This is a genomic window from Bacillus tequilensis (genome assembly GCF_012225885.1).
Taxonomy (GTDB): domain Bacteria; phylum Bacillota; class Bacilli; order Bacillales; family Bacillaceae; genus Bacillus; species Bacillus tequilensis.
Map to the genome: position 1 here is coordinate 417,573 of NZ_CP048852.1, position 16,269 is coordinate 433,841.

The window sequence follows — 16,269 nt, forward strand, 5'->3', positions numbered from 1 at the left end:
TACCATCGAAAATTTATAATTGGTACTTTTCATCATACCAAAAGGAAGTCAGAATGATAAGAAAATAGCAACAGGGGGGCTTTCATATGAGTCAAACAACAGCAAGCATCACGACTGCCCAGTGGCAGCAAAAACGGGATCAATTCGTATCAAAAGGTGTGAGCAACGGCAACCGCAGTCTGGCGGTCAAAGGAGAAGGGGCTGAGCTGTACGATCTGGACGGACGGAGATTTATTGATTTTGCAGGCGCCATCGGAACGTTAAACGTCGGACACTCGCATCCGAAGGTGGTTGAGGCTGTGAAGCGGCAGGCGGAGGAGCTGATTCACCCCGGCTTCAATGTCATGATGTACCCATCTTATATCGAATTAGCCGAAAAACTGTGCGGTATTGCACCGGGCAGCCATGCCAAAAAAGCGATCTTTCTGAATTCAGGGGCGGAAGCGGTCGAGAATGCTGTGAAAATCGCCAGAAAGCATACGAAACGCCAAGGGGTTGTCTCATTTACACGCGGGTTTCACGGACGAACGAATATGACGATGAGCATGACAAGCAAGGTAAAGCCTTATAAGTTTGGCTTCGGACCTTTTGCGTCAGAGGTTTATCAAGCGCCGTTTCCTTATTATTATCAGAAACCTGACGGCATGAGTAATGAAAGCTATGACGACATGATGATCCAAGCGTTTAATGATTTCTTTATCGCTGCAGTCGCGCCTGAAACGGTAGCGTGTGTCGTGATGGAGCCAGTACAGGGGGAAGGGGGCTTTATCATTCCTTCGAAACGGTTTGTGCAGCACGTCGCGTCATTCTGCAAGGAACACGGCATTGTATTTGTCGCTGATGAAATTCAAACCGGTTTTGCCAGAACAGGCACTTATTTCGCAATTGAACATTTTGATGTTGTTCCTGATTTGATTACGGTTTCCAAATCCCTTGCGGCTGGCCTGCCGTTAAGCGGTGTGATCGGCCGCGCGGATATGCTTGATGCGGCAGCGCCCGGAGAGCTGGGCGGCACGTATGCCGGAAGCCCGCTCGGGTGCGCGGCGGCTTTGGCTGTCTTGGATATTATTGAAGAAGAAGGGCTGAATGAGCGTTCTGAAGAAATTGGCAAAATCATTGAAGATAAGGCATATGAGTGGAAACAAGAATTTCCTTTCATCGGTGACATCCGCAGACTCGGGGCGATGGCGGCCATCGAAATCGTCAAGGACACTAACACGCGTGAGCCTGATAAAGCGAAAGCGGCAGCGATCGCGGCGTATGCGAATCAAAATGGGCTGCTTTTGCTGACAGCGGGAATTAACGGCAATATCATTCGTTTTCTGACGCCGCTCGTCATCTCAGACAGCCTTCTGAATGAAGGGCTCAGCATCTTGGAAGCGGGCCTGCGAGCTTAATCATTGGAAAGAAAACGGCAGGGTCTGCTATCATTTTAAGTAATCATGAAAAGAAAGGAATGTTCAATATGCCAGATCAATTAACGGTCTACAACCCGGCTACGGGCGAGGAGATCAAAACGATTCCTCAGCAATCTGCCAAAGAAGTAGAAGAAGCCATTGAACGTTCACATCAAGCGTTTAAAACGTGGTCTAAAACATCAGCGAACGAAAGAGCCTCTCTTTTGAAAAAATGGTATGAGCTGATTGTTGAACATAAAGAAGAACTTGCGGATTTAATTACAAAGGAAAACGGAAAGCCATATCAGGAAGCAGTCGGCGAGGTGCTTTACGGCGCAGGCTATATTGAATGGTTCGCAGAGGAAGCGAAGCGTGTGTACGGAAGAACGGTGCCTGCTCCGACAACGGGTAAACGAATTGTTGTCACGCGCCAGCCGGTCGGCCCCGTTGCTGCGATCACGCCTTGGAATTTTCCGAATGCGATGATTACACGCAAAGCGGCCCCTGCTCTTGCTGCCGGCTGTACATTTATTATCAAGCCCGCACCGGACACACCGCTGTCTGCCTACGAGCTCGCGCGCCTCGCATATGAAGCGGGCATTCCGAAGGATGTTCTTCAGGTTGTGATCGGCGACGGAGAAGAAATCGGAAATGTGTTCACAAGCAGTCCGAAAATCCGCAAAATCACGTTCACAGGATCAACGCCAGTAGGGAAAATCCTTATGAAAAACAGCGCGGACACCGTGAAGCACGTCTCTATGGAGCTCGGCGGGCATGCGCCGCTGATCGTGGATGAAGATGCGAACATTGACCTTGCCGTTGAACAGGCAATGATGTCCAAATACAGAAACGCGGGCCAAACTTGCGTATGTGCGAACCGCCTGATCGTCCATGAATCCATTAAAGATGAATTTGCGGCGAAACTAAGCGAGCAAGTGTCTAAGCTCAAAGTCGGAAATGGACTAGAGGAAGGTGTGAACGTCGGGCCGATTATCAATAAGAGAGGCTTCGAAAAAATCATCAGCCAAATTGATGATGCGGTTGAAAAAGGCGCGAAGGTTCTTGCAGGGGGCACATATGACCGAAACGATGACAAAGGCTGCTACTTCGTCAATCCGACAGTGCTCGCCGATGTCGATACGTCCATGAATATCATGCACGAGGAAACCTTCGGCCCGGTTGCGCCAATCGTTACGTTTTCTGATATCGATGAAGCGATTCAGCTTGCCAACGATACACCGTACGGCTTGGCTGCTTACTTCTTCACAGAAAACTACCGCCGCGGCATCTATATTTCCGAGAATCTAGAGTACGGCATTATCGGCTGGAATGACGGCGGACCGTCAGCGGTTCAAGCGCCATTCGGCGGAATGAAGGAAAGCGGCATCGGCCGTGAAGGCGGCTCGGAAGGCATTGAGCCATACCTTGAAACAAAATATTTGTCCATCGGTTTGTAGAAGAATGCAAGCTCCTGAGAGCTGCCGGATTATCCGGCAGCTCTTTTTGTGTTCCGGCGAATAATCACAACAATTCCAGCCAAAATAACAGCAAATACATTTTGAAAGAAGGTTCCCCAACAATGGATTTATTATTGGCTCTTCTCCCGGCTTTGTTTTGGGGGAGCATTGTTCTCTTCAATGTGAAATTAGGCGGCGGGCCGTACAGCCAGACACTGGGAACGACGATCGGAGCGCTCATTGTTTCTATCGTTATTTACTTGTTTGTTCAGCCCGTCCTGTCACTTCGCATTTTTATTGTTGGAATCGTATCCGGCTTGTTTTGGTCGCTTGGACAGGCCAATCAGCTGAAGAGCATTGAATTGATGGGTGTATCCAAAACAATGCCGATTTCGACAGGAATGCAGCTCGTATCCACCTCGCTGTTCGGTGTGATTGTGTTCCGCGAATGGTCAACACCGATTGCAATTACGCTTGGTATTCTCGCTTTGATTTTTATCATTGTGGGCATCATCCTCACGTCATTGGAAGATAAAAAAGGCAGGGAAGAGGGAGAGCCGAGCAACTTGAAAAAGGGCATTTTGATTCTTCTTGTCTCGACTCTTGGTTATCTGGTTTATGTCGTCGTGGCCAGATTGTTCAATGTGTCCGGCTGGTCGGCGCTTCTGCCGCAGGCGATTGGCATGGTGGTCGGAGGGTTAGTTTTAACCTACAGACACAAACCCTTTAACAAGTATGCGATCAGAAATATTCTCCCAGGCTTAATCTGGGCAGGCGGAAATATGTTTTTGTTTATTTCTCAGCCAAGAGTCGGGGTTGCAACAAGCTTTTCCCTCTCGCAAATGGGAATTGTCATATCTACGCTCGGCGGTATTTTCATCCTGCGTGAAAAGAAAACGAAACGCCAGCTTATCGCAATTGCGATCGGGATTATCCTGATTATCGCAGCCGCTGTATTTTTAGGAATCGCCAAATCAAATTCTTAACAAATGGAGGAGGATGTATATGTATCCGGATTTAAAAGGAAAAGTTGTCGCCATTACAGGAGCGGCATCAGGGCTTGGAAAGGCAATGGCCGTTCGCTTCGGCAAGGAGCAGGCGAAGGTGGTCATCAACTACTACAGTGGTAAACAGGACCCGAATGAGGTAAAAGAAGAGATCATCAAGGCGGGCGGTGAAGCTGTTGTCGTACAAGGGGATGTCACAAAAGAGGAAGATGTAAAAAATATCGTGCAAACAGCGGTAAAAGAGTTCGGCACACTCGATGTTATGATTAATAACGCCGGACTTGAAAATCCTGTGCCGTCTCACGAAATGCCGCTGAAGGACTGGGATAAAGTTATCGGCACGAACTTAACGGGCGCCTTTTTAGGAAGCCGTGAAGCGATTAAATATTTCGTGGAAAACGATATCAAGGGAAATGTCATCAACATGTCCAGTGTGCATGAGATGATTCCGTGGCCGTTATTTGTTCATTACGCGGCAAGTAAAGGCGGAATTAAGCTGATGTCAGAAACATTGGCTTTGGAATACGCGCCGAAGGGCATTCGCGTCAACAACATCGGACCGGGCGCGATCAACACGCCAATCAATGCTGAAAAATTTGCTGATCCTAAACAGAAAGCGGATGTAGAAAGCATGATTCCGATGGGATATATCGGCGAACCGGAGGAAATCGCCGCGGTGGCAGCGTGGCTTGCTTCTAAGGAATCCAGCTACGTCACAGGCATCACCTTGTTTGCAGACGGCGGAATGACGAAATATCCTTCCTTCCAGGCGGGACGAGGTTAATCAAAAAAAGCGACCCAGATATGATTCTGGATCGCTTTTTTATTAGGCACGTTTCTTCTTTATAAGTGCTGCTGCAGATAAAATAATGGCAGCAGCAGACAGCACAATCGCTGTGATGTCAAGAGCTGAGGAGCCTGATTCTTCGGAATCGTTTTCCGTTTTCGTGGCGCCGTGCTCATCTGTCACTTGTTTTGCAGCAGTGATGTTCGTAATGGAATGAGGGGTATCTGCATCTTTGTCACCTGTCCATTCAACAATGCTGCCGTCTTTGTAATATTGGTAGGCGTCCCAAGCGGCTTCCTCTGCTTTATCAGGGTTTTTGGCAACAAAGGTAAACTGCTGGAACTGTCCTTCCTGAATGCCGCCGTCAGTCGCTTCCCACGTCACGGATACTGATTTGTCATCGTGTTTCTGAGTGGAGACCTTCCAGCCGGGAATTGGTTCATATTGCTGGAATTCAATATCCTTCGGCATTTTGAGGACGACCTTCGTTGTCGGCAGATTTTTCTCAGAAGGCACCTTCATCGTATACGTTTCCCAAGAGCCGGCCGCGGATTGAGCAGGCTTTACAGAAACATGCGCGCTGGCAGGAGCCGTAAAAAATAAGAGAGAGCCGACAATAGCAGGACACAGTGTGAATGCAACTTTTTTCAACATATCAAACACTCCTTTAATTGGTTTTTGTAAATATGATATTGATTTCGTTAAAGTCACCGGTCAGCCCGTGGACTTTGATCTTCCAGTTTCCCTTTTCATTAATGGACAGGTTTTGATCCTGGAAGACACCTTTTGTTTTTTCTTTTAACGTAAAGGTGCTTTTGTTTTTGCTGCCTGACAGGCCTGTTTTATAGACGGTTAACGTGATTTGCTGGATGTTTTTCACCGGATCGCCGTTATGGTCGGTGACCCGCAGCTCAAATACGTTTTTGCCGGGCTGGTTCGGGCTGATGCTGAGAGAAACGCTTTGGCCGTTTTCGATCGCTTTGGTTTGATAGAACGGTTCCGGCGCCGGCTCAGGCGGGCTCGGCAGGCTTGTAAACACGGCCGCTGTGACTAAGACAGCGATGCCGATTGCCCATTCCGCTTTCAGCGTTCGGCTGATTCCTGCGCGGCGCTGCTTTCTGGTGAGCAGAAAATGAATGGCGCCTAAAGCCAGCATCAAAACAAACAGTCCGCTTTTGACTAAAAGAGCTTGGCCGTATGCCGTGTGAAACAGTGAATCCATCGAACGAATGATAAAAAATCCATTGAGCAAGCCTGAAAACAAAATGACGCCGACGGCAATAAGCGCCCAAGGCGAGAAGCGGCTTACCGTTTCCCATGCGAGCGTTTTGTCAGGCTGCCTCCATTCTTTTGTGAGCAGCAAAACGAGTGCCGCTACTCCGCCAACCCAGATGGAAGCGGAAGATAAATGAAGAAAATCCATCAAAATGCCGACCGTTTTTTCTTCAACGACAGCGGCATGCCCGGTAAACGCTTTGGCAAGCAGGAGACCGAAAAAGATAACCACCGGTGCTGTCCAATAGCCGAAGGACGAAAAGCGGTTTTTACGTATCGCAGGGATCACAGACAGTGCAAGCAGCACGTACAGCACGGCTTGTATGATCCAAATGGTGCCGCCTGCTGTTTCAAACAGTGTTTCTCTCATGTAGCCCGGCTGGAAGGCGCTGCTCCAGCCGCCGCCCGCGTTCGCTTTTGTCTGAATCGGAAGCTGAAGCAAAAGTGCCAGTCCCAATGCGGCGATCGAGACGATGAAGATACGTTTCGTCCGTTTGGCAAGTTGTTCTGAATTCCCTTTATACCAAAAGAGATGGAAGAAAACCGTTCCGATGAACAGAGATAAGGCTGTATACAGAATTGCGCGGTCTGCGGCTGTTGCCGGGTTCAATGTGGCACCGGCGGCTTTTTGGCTGCTGAATCCGCCGTCCGCTTTTCCGATGCTGAACGGAATGACGCCGGAAACCGGATGCCCGTCCGCGGACACGGCATTCCATTCCGCTCTGTACACATCATGCGGCAGATTCTTTTTCAGCTTCACTGTCATGATGTGATTGTTGTCATTTTTAATTTCGGTTTTGTCCGTATCCACCCGGTCGCCGTTTGAATTATAGACTTTAATGAAATGAAACCCTTCTTCAACCGGTTCGTTAAATTCGATTTCCACCTGTGCAGGAGCGCTTTTTAATTCGCTGTTTTCTCCAGGTGAAGATTTGACAATATAGGCGTGAGCAAAGCTTGTTTTCGGCAGGAAAACAAGAAAAAGCAGAAGGAAGACCCACCATCTGTTTCGCTTCATTACTCTGACACCACCTTCCGCTGTATATGTTGTGTTATTTCTTGATGCAGGTGCAGCGTTTTTTTCTGTCTTGCAGCATGTCTTTCAGTGCCTGGTCAAAGGTGCGGACGGCTCCGCCGAATCCTTTTTGAAACCGTTCAGCATGGTCGAGTGTCGCAAACGGAATCGCCTGCGGCTGGCAGCATTGCAGATTTAATTCCGCATTGACGACGAAATAGGCCGAACCGGCACTGACTGTTGTGTGTAACAGAAAATCTCTGCAAATCAAGTGTGAAACCTCTTCTGTTTTATCTGCATAGCGCAAAAACGCACAATGTGCGCAGCATAGCTGTTCAATGTCTTGGTTTACCGTAATCAGCTGAACCGAATAGGCCTGATTAACCGGCTTCAGGCAATAGCTGCACATATGATCCGCTTGAGGTGTTCGGACTGGCAGCGTGATGCCGCCGGCCGTTTTCATGACCTGATTTGACTGAACAAGCTGATTGACATCTCTGTATATCGTCATTTCAGAAACGCCGAATCTTGCGCTGATGTCAGAAATTTTGAGCGTGCCTTCTTCTTTCAGCCATTTCAGGATATGTTGCTGTCTATTAATTGGAAGCATTCATACATCCCCTCCATTAAGATCTATTTAAGCGTAGAGGATTTTAGAGACAGAGACAAGTAAGCTGATGATAAAAAATGTGAAAATGTGTTGAACGGCAACAAAACGAAACAGAAGGGACTCTGGTATAATAGACATATGGAATGGAAAGTGAGGAATACCTTATGAAAGAAACAGTATGCCCAAACTGCGGCAAGCCTTTGACAGGGGACATGGTCAGATCATCAAATGTACCTTGTCAATTTCGCTGCGGACACTGCCGGGAACGGCTTTACGAATATAAAGTATCAGCTCCGATTATGCTGGTGTCATTAGCGGTTATCGTGCTGCTCATTTATCTTTTGCTGCTCCTCCGCAATGAGCTTAGCTCGATGTTACCGGCCGTGCAGCACGTGCCGATGGCGGTATTTGCACTTGTGTGCGCATATCCCGTTTTTATTGTGAGTGAGCGGATGATCGCCAAGTACGTGATTCAAAACGGCAACATTATTTATAGAGGCAAGAGAAAAGGCTCCTGAAATCAGGAGCCTTTTTATTTTTAAAAAATTGTCACAGCCGTGTGCCAAAGTCCTCTTTACTTTCAATTGTATAGAGGTTGTAAGCGCTTTAATATAGAGCCAAGGGGAAGTAAAATTCTCGCTTTTATATCGTACAGCGACAAACAAGGAGGGTTTATATATGCAGCAAGAACAGCAAGGCGGCATGAAAGTGAAAGTGCAGCGCTTCGGCAGTTATTTAAGCGGAATGATCATGCCGAATATCGGCGCGTTTATCGCGTGGGGCATCATTACTGCGCTGTTTATTCCGGCGGGATGGTTTCCGAATGAACAGCTGAATACGCTTGTCAGCCCGATGATCACATATTTATTGCCGCTTTTGATAGCGTATACAGGCGGAAAAATGATTTACGGCCACCGCGGCGGAGTCGTCGGGGCGACAGCGGCAATCGGGGTGATTGTCGGGTCGGATATTCCAATGTTTTTAGGTGCAATGATGATGGGACCGCTTGGCGGATACCTCATTAAACAGACTGATAAATTGTTCAAGGAAAAAGTCAAACAAGGCTTTGAAATGCTGATCAACAACTTTACGGCGGGGATTGTTGGCGCGGCTTTAACCATTCTCGCGTTTTACGCCATCGGCCCGGTTGTCCTGACGTTAAACAAACTGCTGGCAGCCGGTGTGGAAGTCATTGTACACGCTAATTTACTGCCCGCAGCCAGCGTTTTTGTGGAACCGGCGAAAGTGCTGTTCCTCAACAATGCCATTAACCATGGGATCTTAAGTCCGATCGGAATCGAGCAGGCATCCCAAACAGGGAAATCAATTCTGTTTTTAGTAGAAGCAAATCCAGGGCCAGGGCTCGGCATTTTGCTGGCGTACATGTTCTTTGGCAAAGGTTCTTCAAAATCAACAGCTCCCGGCGCGGCGATTATTCATTTCTTCGGCGGGATTCACGAGATTTACTTTCCGTACATTTTGATGAAACCTGCCTTAATCCTCGCAGCCATTGCCGGCGGAGCAAGCGGACTCTTAACGTTTACGATCTTTAATGCCGGACTTGTCGCAGCAGCGTCACCGGGAAGCATGATCGCACTGATGGCGATGACGCCAAGAGGAGGCTACTTCGGCGTATTGGCGGGTGTGTTAGTCGCTGCGGCTGTTTCGTTCATTGTATCAGCCGTGATCTTGAAATCTTCAAAAGCAAGCGAAGAAGATCTCACTGCCGCAACAGAAAAAATGCAGTCTATGAAAGGGAAGAAAAGCCAAGCTGCCGCAGCTTTAGAAGCGGAGCAAACGAAAGCTGAGGAAACGTCTGAGCTGTCTCCTGAAAGCGTAAACAAAATTATCTTCGCGTGTGATGCTGGAATGGGATCAAGTGCCATGGGGGCATCCATCTTAAGAAACAAAGTGAAAAAGGCTGAGCTTGACATCAGTGTGGCCAACACGGCCATTAACAATCTGCCAAGCGATGCGGATATTGTCATCACCCATAAAGATTTAACAGACCGCGCGAAAGCCAAGCTGCCGAACGCGACGCACATATCAGTAGATAACTTCTTAAACAGTCCGAAATACGACGAGCTTCTTGAAAAGCTTAAAAAGTAATCTCATAGAAAGAGAGTGATATACATGCAAGTACTCGCAAAGCAAAATATTAAACTCAATCAAACGGCATCATCAAAAGAAGAGGCCATCAAAATGGCAGGCCAGACGCTGATTGACAACGGCTATGTGACAGAAGATTACATTGGCAAAATGTTTGAACGCGAGGAGACGTCCTCTACTTTTATGGGGAATTTCATTGCAATTCCCCATGGCACAGAAGAAGCGAAAAGCGAGGTGCTTCACTCTGGGATCTCCATCATACAGATTCCTGACGGTGTCGAATACGGAGCAGGCAACACGGCAAAAGTGGTATTCGGCATTGCCGGCAAAAATAATGAGCATTTAGATATTTTGTCTAACATCGCCATTATCTGCTCAGAAGAAGAAAACATTGAACGCCTGATTTCTGCTCAAAGCGAAGAAGATCTGATCGCCATTTTTAACGAGGTGAACTGACATGATCGCCTTACATTTCGGTGCGGGAAATATCGGGAGGGGGTTTATCGGAGCGCTGCTTCACCACTCCGGCTATGATGTGGTGTTTGCCGATGTGAACGCTACGATGGTCAGCCTCCTTCATGAAAAGAAAGCATATACAGTGGAGCTGGCAGAAGAGGGGCATTCATCAGAGGTGATCGGCCCGGTCAGCGCCATCAATAGCGGCAGCCAGCAAGAGGAGCTGTACCGGCTGATCAATGACGCGGCGCTTATCACGACAGCGGTCGGCCCGAACGTGTTAAAGCTGATTGCGCCGTCTATCGCAGAAGGCCTAAGACGAAGACGTCATGAAAACCCGCTAAACATCATTGCCTGCGAAAATATGATTGGCGGCAGCAGCTTCTTGAAGAAAGAGGTATTCAGCCACTTAACAGAAGCGGAGCGGGAATCCATCAGTGAAACAGTTGGCTTTCCGAATTCCGCCGTAGACCGGATCGTGCCGATTCAGCATCATGAAGACCCGCTAAAAGTATCAGTTGAACCATTTTTCGAATGGGTCATTGATGAATCAGGCTTTAAAGGGAAAACACCGGTCATAAACGGCGCGCTTTTTGTTCATGATTTAACGCCGTACATCGAACGAAAGCTGTTTACGGTCAATACCGGACACGCGGTGACAGCGTATGTCGGCTATCAGCGCGGGCTGAAAACAGTCAAAGAAGCAATTGATCATCCGGAAATCCGCCGTGTCGTTCATTCAGCGCTGCTTGAAACCGGTGACTATCTCATCAAAACGTATGGCTTTAAGCAAGCCGAACACGAACAATATATCAAAAACATTATCGGACGCTTTGAAAATCAATTTATTACGGATGATGTGACCCGCGTGGCGAGATCACCCCTCAGAAAATTGGGAGAGAATGATAGACTCGTAGGCCCGGCAAAGAAAATAAAAGAGCCGAACGCACTTGCGGAAGGAATTGCCGCAGCCCTGCGCTTTGATTACACCGGTGACCCCGAAGCGGTTGAACTGCAAGCGCTGATCGATAAAAAAGGATACAGCGGCGTGCTTCAAGAGGTGTGCGGCATTCAGTCTCATGAACCGCTGCATGCCATCATTTTAAAGAAACTCAACCAATAACCGACCCGTGACACCACGTCACGGGATTTTTTTCTAGTATAATAGAAAACGCTTACGATAACAGGGGAGGAGAATGACGATGAAACAATTCGAGATTGCGGCAATACCGGGAGACGGAGTAGGAAAAGAGGTTATGGCGGCTGCTGAGAAGGTGCTTCACACGGCTGCTGAGGTGCACGGAGGTTTGTCATTCTTATTTACGTCTTTTCCATGGAGCTGTGATTATTATATGGAACACGGTGAAATGATGCCTGAAGACGGAATACATACACTTACTCAATTTGAAGCGGTTTTCTTGGGAGCGGTCGGAAATCCAAAGCTGGTTCCCGATCATCTTTCGTTATGGGGGCTGCTGCTGAAAATCCGGAGGGAGCTTGAGCTTTCCATTAATATGAGACCAGCCAAACAAATGGCGGGCATTACGTCGCCGCTACTTCATCCAAATGATTTTGACCTCGTGGTGATTCGCGAAAACAGTGAAGGCGAGTACAGTGAAGTCGGCGGACGCATTCACAGGGGTGACGATGAAATCGCCATCCAAAATGCCGTATTTACGAGAAAGGCGACAGAACGAGTCATGCGCTTTGCCTTCGAATTGGCGAAAAAACGGCGCGGGCATGTGACGAGTGCGACAAAGTCCAATGGCATCTATCACGCGATGCCGTTTTGGGATGAAGTCTTTCAGCAGACTGCGGCTGACTACAGCGGAATCGAAACGTCATCTCAGCACATTGATGCGCTGGCCGCTTTTTTTGTGACGCGTCCGGAAACGTTTGACGTCATTGTGGCGAGCAATCTGTTCGGTGATATTTTAACCGACATCAGCTCAAGCCTGATGGGAAGCATCGGCATTGCGCCGTCTGCGAACATAAACCCGTCCGGCAAATACCCGTCCATGTTCGAGCCGGTTCATGGCTCAGCTCCCGACATTGCCGGACAGGGCCTAGCTAATCCAATCGGCCAGATTTGGACAGCGAAGCTGATGCTTGACCATTTCGGAGAGGAAGAACTGGGGGCGAAGATCCTCGAAGTGATGGAGCGGGTCACGGCTGACGGCATCAAAACACGTGACATTGGCGGACGAAGCACAACGGCCGAAGTCACTGACGAAATATGTGCGCGTGTAAGGAAACTTTGATGAAAAAGGCCGGGGCAGACGGCTGCCCCGGCCAATCAATTTCCACAAAAGACTAACCAAGAAGACCCAAATGCTGTATAATAATTTGGAATTCTCAGGAAGGTATCGGGTGAAGGAAATTGAATGCAAAAACAATCACGTTAAAGAAAAAAGCAAAAACCAAATGGATCGTTATACTTAGCATTATTTTTATCGCAGCGCTTATTTTTACGGTTAGAATGGCGTTTTACAAGCCTTTTCTCGTTGAAGGCTCATCAATGGCTCCAACGCTTAAAGACTCAGAAAGAATTCTGGTGGACAAAGCAGCCAAATATACAGGCGGTTTTGATAGAGGCGACATCTTAGTCATTCATGACAAACAGAGCGGCCGTTCATTTGTGAAACGTTTAATCGGTTTGCCCGGTGACAGCGTTAAAATGAAGAATGATCAGTTATACATAAATGATAAAAAGGTCGAAGAGCCGTACCTAAAGGAACAGAAACAAAAGGTCAAAAAGTTGGGTGTAGCCTTAACGGGTGACTTCGAAGTTGAGGTTCCTTCCGGCAAATATTTTGTAATGGGAGACAACCGTCTCAATTCGATGGATAGCAGAAACGGAATGGGCATGCCTTCTGAGGAAGATATCATCGGTACTGAATCACTCGTCTTTTATCCATTCGGTGAGATGAGACAGGCAAAATAAAATCAAAACACATTGCATCGCAAACAGAGCGGACCTGATGAGACCACTGGCTGTGTGCGTTTAAGAAAACGTTGATGAAACAGGGCGAGGCCATTTTTCTGCCTCGTTTTTGATGATAGAAAGCGTTTTGAAGAGAAGTACCCTGTCGAATGTATCTGAATCAGGATTGGCAAAACCGTGAAGCGCCTCGAATTGATAAATCTCCACATGGGGATGCTGTTTTTCCCGCAGTTTTTTGATGAGAAGCGCAACGTCAAAAGACGGTTCATATGAAGGGAAAAACATGAAGACCGGGCACGCTGGCACGTGATAAAGAGAATCGCGTATCCGGGAACCGTAATAACAAACAGCTCCGCTCACCTCAGGCATACTGCTGCATTTCCATGCGATCGTAGCGCCTGCGCTGAATCCGATCACAAAGATGGGCCGTCCGGCGTTTTGTCTGATCAAGTGTTGAATAAGGAATTCTCCCGTTTTCAGCCGTTTATGTTTTGTAAACTGTTCGTATGCGGTTTTTTCCTCTTGCAAGGTGTAGACCTCACCATCTTCGAGCAGATTGGGCGTCAACACATCATATCCAGCCATTTTGATCAGCCGGGCTATTTTTTTCATATGGGTGTTTACGCCATATATTTCGTGTGCGAGAATGACGAGCGGCTTTTGCGGCATAACGGTCTCCTTTTGCGTTTTTTCCATTATATCCTATCGCTCAGCTTTCGGCTGATATATAATGGTCAAAAAAAGGAGATATAGAATGAACTCATTACCTTTGCCTCACCGCTATCCTTTTTTATTTATTGATGGCGTGACAGAAAGCGAGCCCGGAAAACATGCGGCGGCTTATAAGCTGGTCAGTGAGAACGACTGGTTTATTACTGAGACGCAAACAGAAATGCCTTTTTCACTTGTGATTGAAGCGCTTGCGCAAACTGCGGCTTTTACAGGCATTACGGAAGAGAACAGCTTGGACTTATTATCTTCCGTGAAGAAAGCGGAAAAGCTGGGCGCGGCCATTCCCGGTGACCGGCTTGATCTTACGTTTGAAGTCGCGCGTAATCGGCGCGGGTTTGTATTTGGACATGCCAAGGCGTCAGTGGGCGGGCAGCCTGTTGCTGAAGCTGAAATCGGCATCTTTATTGAAAAATGAAAAAAACCCTTCACAACAATCTGTGAAGGGTTCTATTATTTCGTATCGTAATCCCGTTCGCTTTGTGAGCGGTCTCTTTGCTGCCGTTTGTGTTTTTCATCATTCATATTTTCCTTCAGCTCTTCATTCGGAATCGGATCGGTTAAGTCATTGTGTTCGGGGTTTTCATTTGGTTTGTTTTGCTGTTTTCTTTCTGTCACGTTTGATCACCTCACCGTTTGTTTTCCTCTTATCAATGCGCTTCAAACATGCGAAATCGCTTTTTTGTTCCGCTGGGTATAATGTATTAGAATAGAAATTAACCACAATTTCAAGATAAAGAGAGGTACATATATGTCTGTTCAAAGAGAAGATGTAGATATCAAGCTGATTGCAATTGATATGGATGGAACGCTGCTGAATGACGAGCAGCTGATATCGGATGAAAACCGCAAAGCCATACGTGAAGCCGAGGATAAAGGCGTGCACGTGGTGATCAGCACGGGCCGGACGCTGATGACGTGCCGGGAGCTGGCGGAATCGCTGAAGCTGTCATCCTTTTTAATTACGGCAAACGGCAGTGAAATCTGGGACTCGGATTTCAACTTGGTGGAGCGGAAGCTGCTCCATACGGATCATATTCAAATGATGTGGGATTTACGGAATAAGCACAACACTAATTTCTGGGCTTCTACGGTAAATAAAGTATGGAGAGGCGAGTTTCCGGAAAACATTACGGATCATGAATGGCTCAAATTCGGTTTTGAGATTGAGGATGACGACATCCGAAACGAAGTGCTGGAGGAGCTGAGAAAGAACAAAGAGCTTGAAATCACAAATTCAAGCCCGACAAACATCGAGGTCAACGCGCTTGGCATCAATAAAGCCGCAGCCCTTGCGAAGGTTTCTGAAAAACTCGGCTTTACGATGGAGAATGTCATGGCGATGGGCGACAGCCTCAATGACATCGCGATGATTAAAGAAGCCGGTCTGGGTGTCGCGATGGGCAATGCGCAAGACGTCGTGAAAGAAACGGCTGATTGGATCACGGATACAAATAGTAAGGATGGTGTCGCTAAAGCAATCCGCCATTGGGTACTATAAAAAAGGGAGTCCTAAAATGGACTCTCTTTTTTATTTGGCAGGTTTTCTTCTGGGACCATGGTAGGTTTTCTGACAAAAGCATTTCACAAACTGATAGGATTCAATTATAATGAAGCAAAGTTCAAAAATTCGGAATAGTTGTTCCGAATTTCGGAACAATAAATACATCAAGCAAATCGTTGCTTTGGCAGGAGGGATTTTGTGTTTCAGGTTGATTTGAACTGTGATTTAGGAGAAAGTTTCGGAGCCTATACGATAGGCCTTGACCAAGATATTTTAGAGTATGTCACATCAGCGAACATCGCATGCGGATTTCATGCGGGAGATCCCGGTGTCATGCGGAAAACCGTCGCGCTTGCTGCAGAAAAAGGTGTAAAAATCGGCGCGCATCCGGGTTTGCCGGATTTGCTCGGCTTTGGGCGCCGCAATATGGCGATCTCTCCTGAGGAAGCGTATGATCTCGTCGTCTATCAAATTGGCGCTCTCTCTGGTTTTCTAAAAGCAGAAGGGCTTCACATGCAGCACGTCAAGCCGCATGGAGCTTTATACAATATGGCGGCAGTCGATCAAAAGCTGTCGGATGCCATCGCGAAAGCTGTTTATAAGGTTGATCCGGGTCTGGTTCTTTTCGGTCTTGCTGGGAGCGAGCTCGTAAAAGCGGGAGAGCGGATCGGACTTCAGACGGCAAATGAAGTGTTCGCCGACAGAACATACCAAGCAGACGGCACGCTCACGCCGCGCTCCCAGCCGGACGCACTCATTGAAAGCGATGATGCAGCTGTCACTCAGGTCATCAAAATGGTGAAAGAAGGTGCGGTCAAATCTCAGCAAGGACATGATGTGTCACTAAAAGCAGATACAGTTTGCATTCATGGAGATGGAGCCCACGCGCTGACATTTGCACAAAAAATCAAAAAAGAGCTCAAAGCGGCAGGAATTGAAGTAACGTCTATTTCAGCACAGAGGTCAACATAAAGGAGGA

At 47.6% G+C, this 16,269-nt stretch carries 18 protein-coding genes; 13 read left to right on the forward strand and 5 right to left on the reverse strand.

Annotation, left to right across the window (positions count from 1 at the left end):
- The first annotated feature begins 86 nt into the window (after positions 1-86).
- The 4 genes from gabT (at position 87) to gdh (ending at position 4,645) form a co-directional block, all read left to right on the forward strand.
- Positions 87-1,397 (forward strand): 4-aminobutyrate--2-oxoglutarate transaminase, encoded by a 1,311-nt coding sequence (gene gabT, locus G4P54_RS02145; protein WP_167871637.1) that lies wholly within the window; start codon positions 87-89, stop codon positions 1,395-1,397.
- Between the two features lie 68 nt (positions 1,398-1,465).
- On the forward strand, positions 1,466-2,854 hold the full coding sequence (gene gabD, locus G4P54_RS02150) for a succinate-semialdehyde dehydrogenase (RefSeq protein ID WP_167871638.1): 1,389 nt from the start codon (positions 1,466-1,468) through the stop codon (positions 2,852-2,854).
- A gap of 122 nt (positions 2,855-2,976) precedes the next feature.
- Positions 2,977-3,840 carry a glucose uptake protein GlcU gene (glcU, locus tag G4P54_RS02155; protein ID WP_024714518.1) on the forward strand — a complete coding sequence of 288 codons (864 nt, stop codon included), beginning with the start codon at positions 2,977-2,979 and terminating at the stop codon, positions 3,838-3,840.
- Positions 3,841-3,859: 19 nt separating this feature from the next.
- Entirely contained in the window at positions 3,860-4,645 is a 786-nt protein-coding gene (gdh, locus tag G4P54_RS02160; RefSeq protein WP_167871639.1) for a glucose 1-dehydrogenase, read from the forward strand.
- Between the two features lie 42 nt (positions 4,646-4,687).
- Here the strand turns inward: gdh and G4P54_RS02165 are convergent, their stop codons facing one another.
- From G4P54_RS02165 to cutR, 3 genes are read right to left on the reverse strand one after another with little or no spacing between them, the layout of a single operon-like run.
- Positions 4,688-5,302, reverse strand: a complete 615-nt coding sequence (locus tag G4P54_RS02165; protein WP_167871640.1) for a YcnI family copper-binding membrane protein — start codon at positions 5,300-5,302, stop codon at positions 4,688-4,690.
- Between the two features lie 13 nt (positions 5,303-5,315).
- Entirely contained in the window at positions 5,316-6,941 is a 1,626-nt protein-coding gene (gene ycnJ, locus G4P54_RS02170; RefSeq protein ID WP_167871641.1) for a copper transporter YcnJ, read from the reverse strand.
- A 34-nt stretch (positions 6,942-6,975) separates the two neighbouring features.
- Positions 6,976-7,548 carry a copper uptake transcriptional regulator CutR gene (gene cutR / locus G4P54_RS02175; RefSeq protein WP_024714514.1) on the reverse strand — a complete coding sequence of 191 codons (573 nt, stop codon included), beginning with the start codon at positions 7,546-7,548 and terminating at the stop codon, positions 6,976-6,978.
- Between the two features lie 164 nt (positions 7,549-7,712).
- On the opposite strand from cutR, the gene G4P54_RS02180 reads away from it, so the two are divergent.
- From G4P54_RS02180 to sipU, 6 genes are all read left to right on the forward strand, one after another.
- Positions 7,713-8,066, forward strand: coding sequence for a hypothetical protein (locus tag G4P54_RS02180; RefSeq protein WP_167871642.1), 354 nt, complete (start codon positions 7,713-7,715; stop codon positions 8,064-8,066).
- Positions 8,067-8,226: 160 nt separating this feature from the next.
- The gene (locus tag G4P54_RS02185) at positions 8,227-9,657 is read left to right on the forward strand and encodes a PTS mannitol transporter subunit IIBC (protein WP_024714512.1); all 1,431 of its coding nucleotides are present in this window, start codon (positions 8,227-8,229) and stop codon (positions 9,655-9,657) included.
- Between the two features lie 24 nt (positions 9,658-9,681).
- Positions 9,682-10,113 carry a PTS mannitol transporter subunit IIA gene (locus tag G4P54_RS02190; protein ID WP_167871643.1) on the forward strand — a complete coding sequence of 144 codons (432 nt, stop codon included), beginning with the start codon at positions 9,682-9,684 and terminating at the stop codon, positions 10,111-10,113.
- Between the two features lies 1 nt (position 10,114).
- Positions 10,115-11,236 carry a mannitol-1-phosphate 5-dehydrogenase gene (locus G4P54_RS02195; protein WP_167871644.1) on the forward strand — a complete coding sequence of 374 codons (1,122 nt, stop codon included), beginning with the start codon at positions 10,115-10,117 and terminating at the stop codon, positions 11,234-11,236.
- Between the two features lie 73 nt (positions 11,237-11,309).
- Entirely contained in the window at positions 11,310-12,374 is a 1,065-nt protein-coding gene (locus tag G4P54_RS02200) for a tartrate dehydrogenase (protein WP_167871645.1), read from the forward strand.
- 119 nt (positions 12,375-12,493) lie between these two features.
- Positions 12,494-13,057: a signal peptidase I sipU gene (sipU, locus tag G4P54_RS02205; RefSeq protein ID WP_167871646.1), complete on the forward strand. Its 564-nt coding sequence runs from the start codon at positions 12,494-12,496 to the stop codon at positions 13,055-13,057.
- Between the two features lie 60 nt (positions 13,058-13,117).
- Here the strand turns inward: sipU and G4P54_RS02210 are convergent, their stop codons facing one another.
- Positions 13,118-13,726 carry a dienelactone hydrolase family protein gene (locus G4P54_RS02210; RefSeq protein ID WP_167871647.1) on the reverse strand — a complete coding sequence of 203 codons (609 nt, stop codon included), beginning with the start codon at positions 13,724-13,726 and terminating at the stop codon, positions 13,118-13,120.
- Positions 13,727-13,811: 85 nt separating this feature from the next.
- Here G4P54_RS02210 and G4P54_RS02215 point away from each other — a divergent pair, with 85 nt between their 5' ends.
- Positions 13,812-14,204 (forward strand): 3-hydroxyacyl-ACP dehydratase FabZ family protein, encoded by a 393-nt coding sequence (locus G4P54_RS02215; RefSeq protein ID WP_167871648.1) that lies wholly within the window; start codon positions 13,812-13,814, stop codon positions 14,202-14,204.
- 35 nt (positions 14,205-14,239) lie between these two features.
- Here the strand turns inward: G4P54_RS02215 and G4P54_RS02220 are convergent, their stop codons facing one another.
- The gene (locus tag G4P54_RS02220; protein ID WP_032682072.1) at positions 14,240-14,404 is read right to left on the reverse strand and encodes a YczO family protein; all 165 of its coding nucleotides are present in this window, start codon (positions 14,402-14,404) and stop codon (positions 14,240-14,242) included.
- 133 nt (positions 14,405-14,537) lie between these two features.
- Between G4P54_RS02220 and G4P54_RS02225 the strand changes: the two genes are divergently transcribed.
- Positions 14,538-15,287 carry a phosphoglycolate phosphatase gene (locus G4P54_RS02225; protein ID WP_024714505.1) on the forward strand — a complete coding sequence of 250 codons (750 nt, stop codon included), beginning with the start codon at positions 14,538-14,540 and terminating at the stop codon, positions 15,285-15,287.
- A 201-nt stretch (positions 15,288-15,488) separates the two neighbouring features.
- The gene (pxpA, locus tag G4P54_RS02230) at positions 15,489-16,262 is read left to right on the forward strand and encodes a 5-oxoprolinase subunit PpxA (protein WP_167871649.1); all 774 of its coding nucleotides are present in this window, start codon (positions 15,489-15,491) and stop codon (positions 16,260-16,262) included.
- Positions 16,263-16,269 lie beyond the last annotated feature (7 nt).

Bases quoted from the DNA above. Each gene is read 5' to 3' on its own strand.
- gabT (WP_167871637.1), top strand. From the start codon at position 87: ATGAGTCAAACAACAGCAAGCATCACGACTGCCCAGTGGCAGCAAAAA.
- gabD (WP_167871638.1), top strand. From the start codon at position 1,466: ATGCCAGATCAATTAACGGTCTACAACCCGGCTACGGGCGAGGAGATC.
- glcU (WP_024714518.1), top strand. From the start codon at position 2,977: ATGGATTTATTATTGGCTCTTCTCCCGGCTTTGTTTTGGGGGAGCATT.
- gdh (WP_167871639.1), top strand. From the start codon at position 3,860: ATGTATCCGGATTTAAAAGGAAAAGTTGTCGCCATTACAGGAGCGGCA.
- G4P54_RS02165 (WP_167871640.1), bottom strand. From the start codon at position 5,302: ATGTTGAAAAAAGTTGCATTCACACTGTGTCCTGCTATTGTCGGCTCT.
- ycnJ (WP_167871641.1), bottom strand. From the start codon at position 6,941: ATGAAGCGAAACAGATGGTGGGTCTTCCTTCTGCTTTTTCTTGTTTTC.
- cutR (WP_024714514.1), bottom strand. From the start codon at position 7,548: ATGCTTCCAATTAATAGACAGCAACATATCCTGAAATGGCTGAAAGAA.
- G4P54_RS02180 (WP_167871642.1), top strand. From the start codon at position 7,713: ATGAAAGAAACAGTATGCCCAAACTGCGGCAAGCCTTTGACAGGGGAC.
- G4P54_RS02185 (WP_024714512.1), top strand. From the start codon at position 8,227: ATGCAGCAAGAACAGCAAGGCGGCATGAAAGTGAAAGTGCAGCGCTTC.
- G4P54_RS02190 (WP_167871643.1), top strand. From the start codon at position 9,682: ATGCAAGTACTCGCAAAGCAAAATATTAAACTCAATCAAACGGCATCA.
- G4P54_RS02195 (WP_167871644.1), top strand. From the start codon at position 10,115: ATGATCGCCTTACATTTCGGTGCGGGAAATATCGGGAGGGGGTTTATC.
- G4P54_RS02200 (WP_167871645.1), top strand. From the start codon at position 11,310: ATGACGATGAAACAATTCGAGATTGCGGCAATACCGGGAGACGGAGTA.
- G4P54_RS02210 (WP_167871647.1), bottom strand. From the start codon at position 13,726: ATGCCGCAAAAGCCGCTCGTCATTCTCGCACACGAAATATATGGCGTA.
- G4P54_RS02215 (WP_167871648.1), top strand. From the start codon at position 13,812: ATGAACTCATTACCTTTGCCTCACCGCTATCCTTTTTTATTTATTGAT.
- G4P54_RS02225 (WP_024714505.1), top strand. From the start codon at position 14,538: ATGTCTGTTCAAAGAGAAGATGTAGATATCAAGCTGATTGCAATTGAT.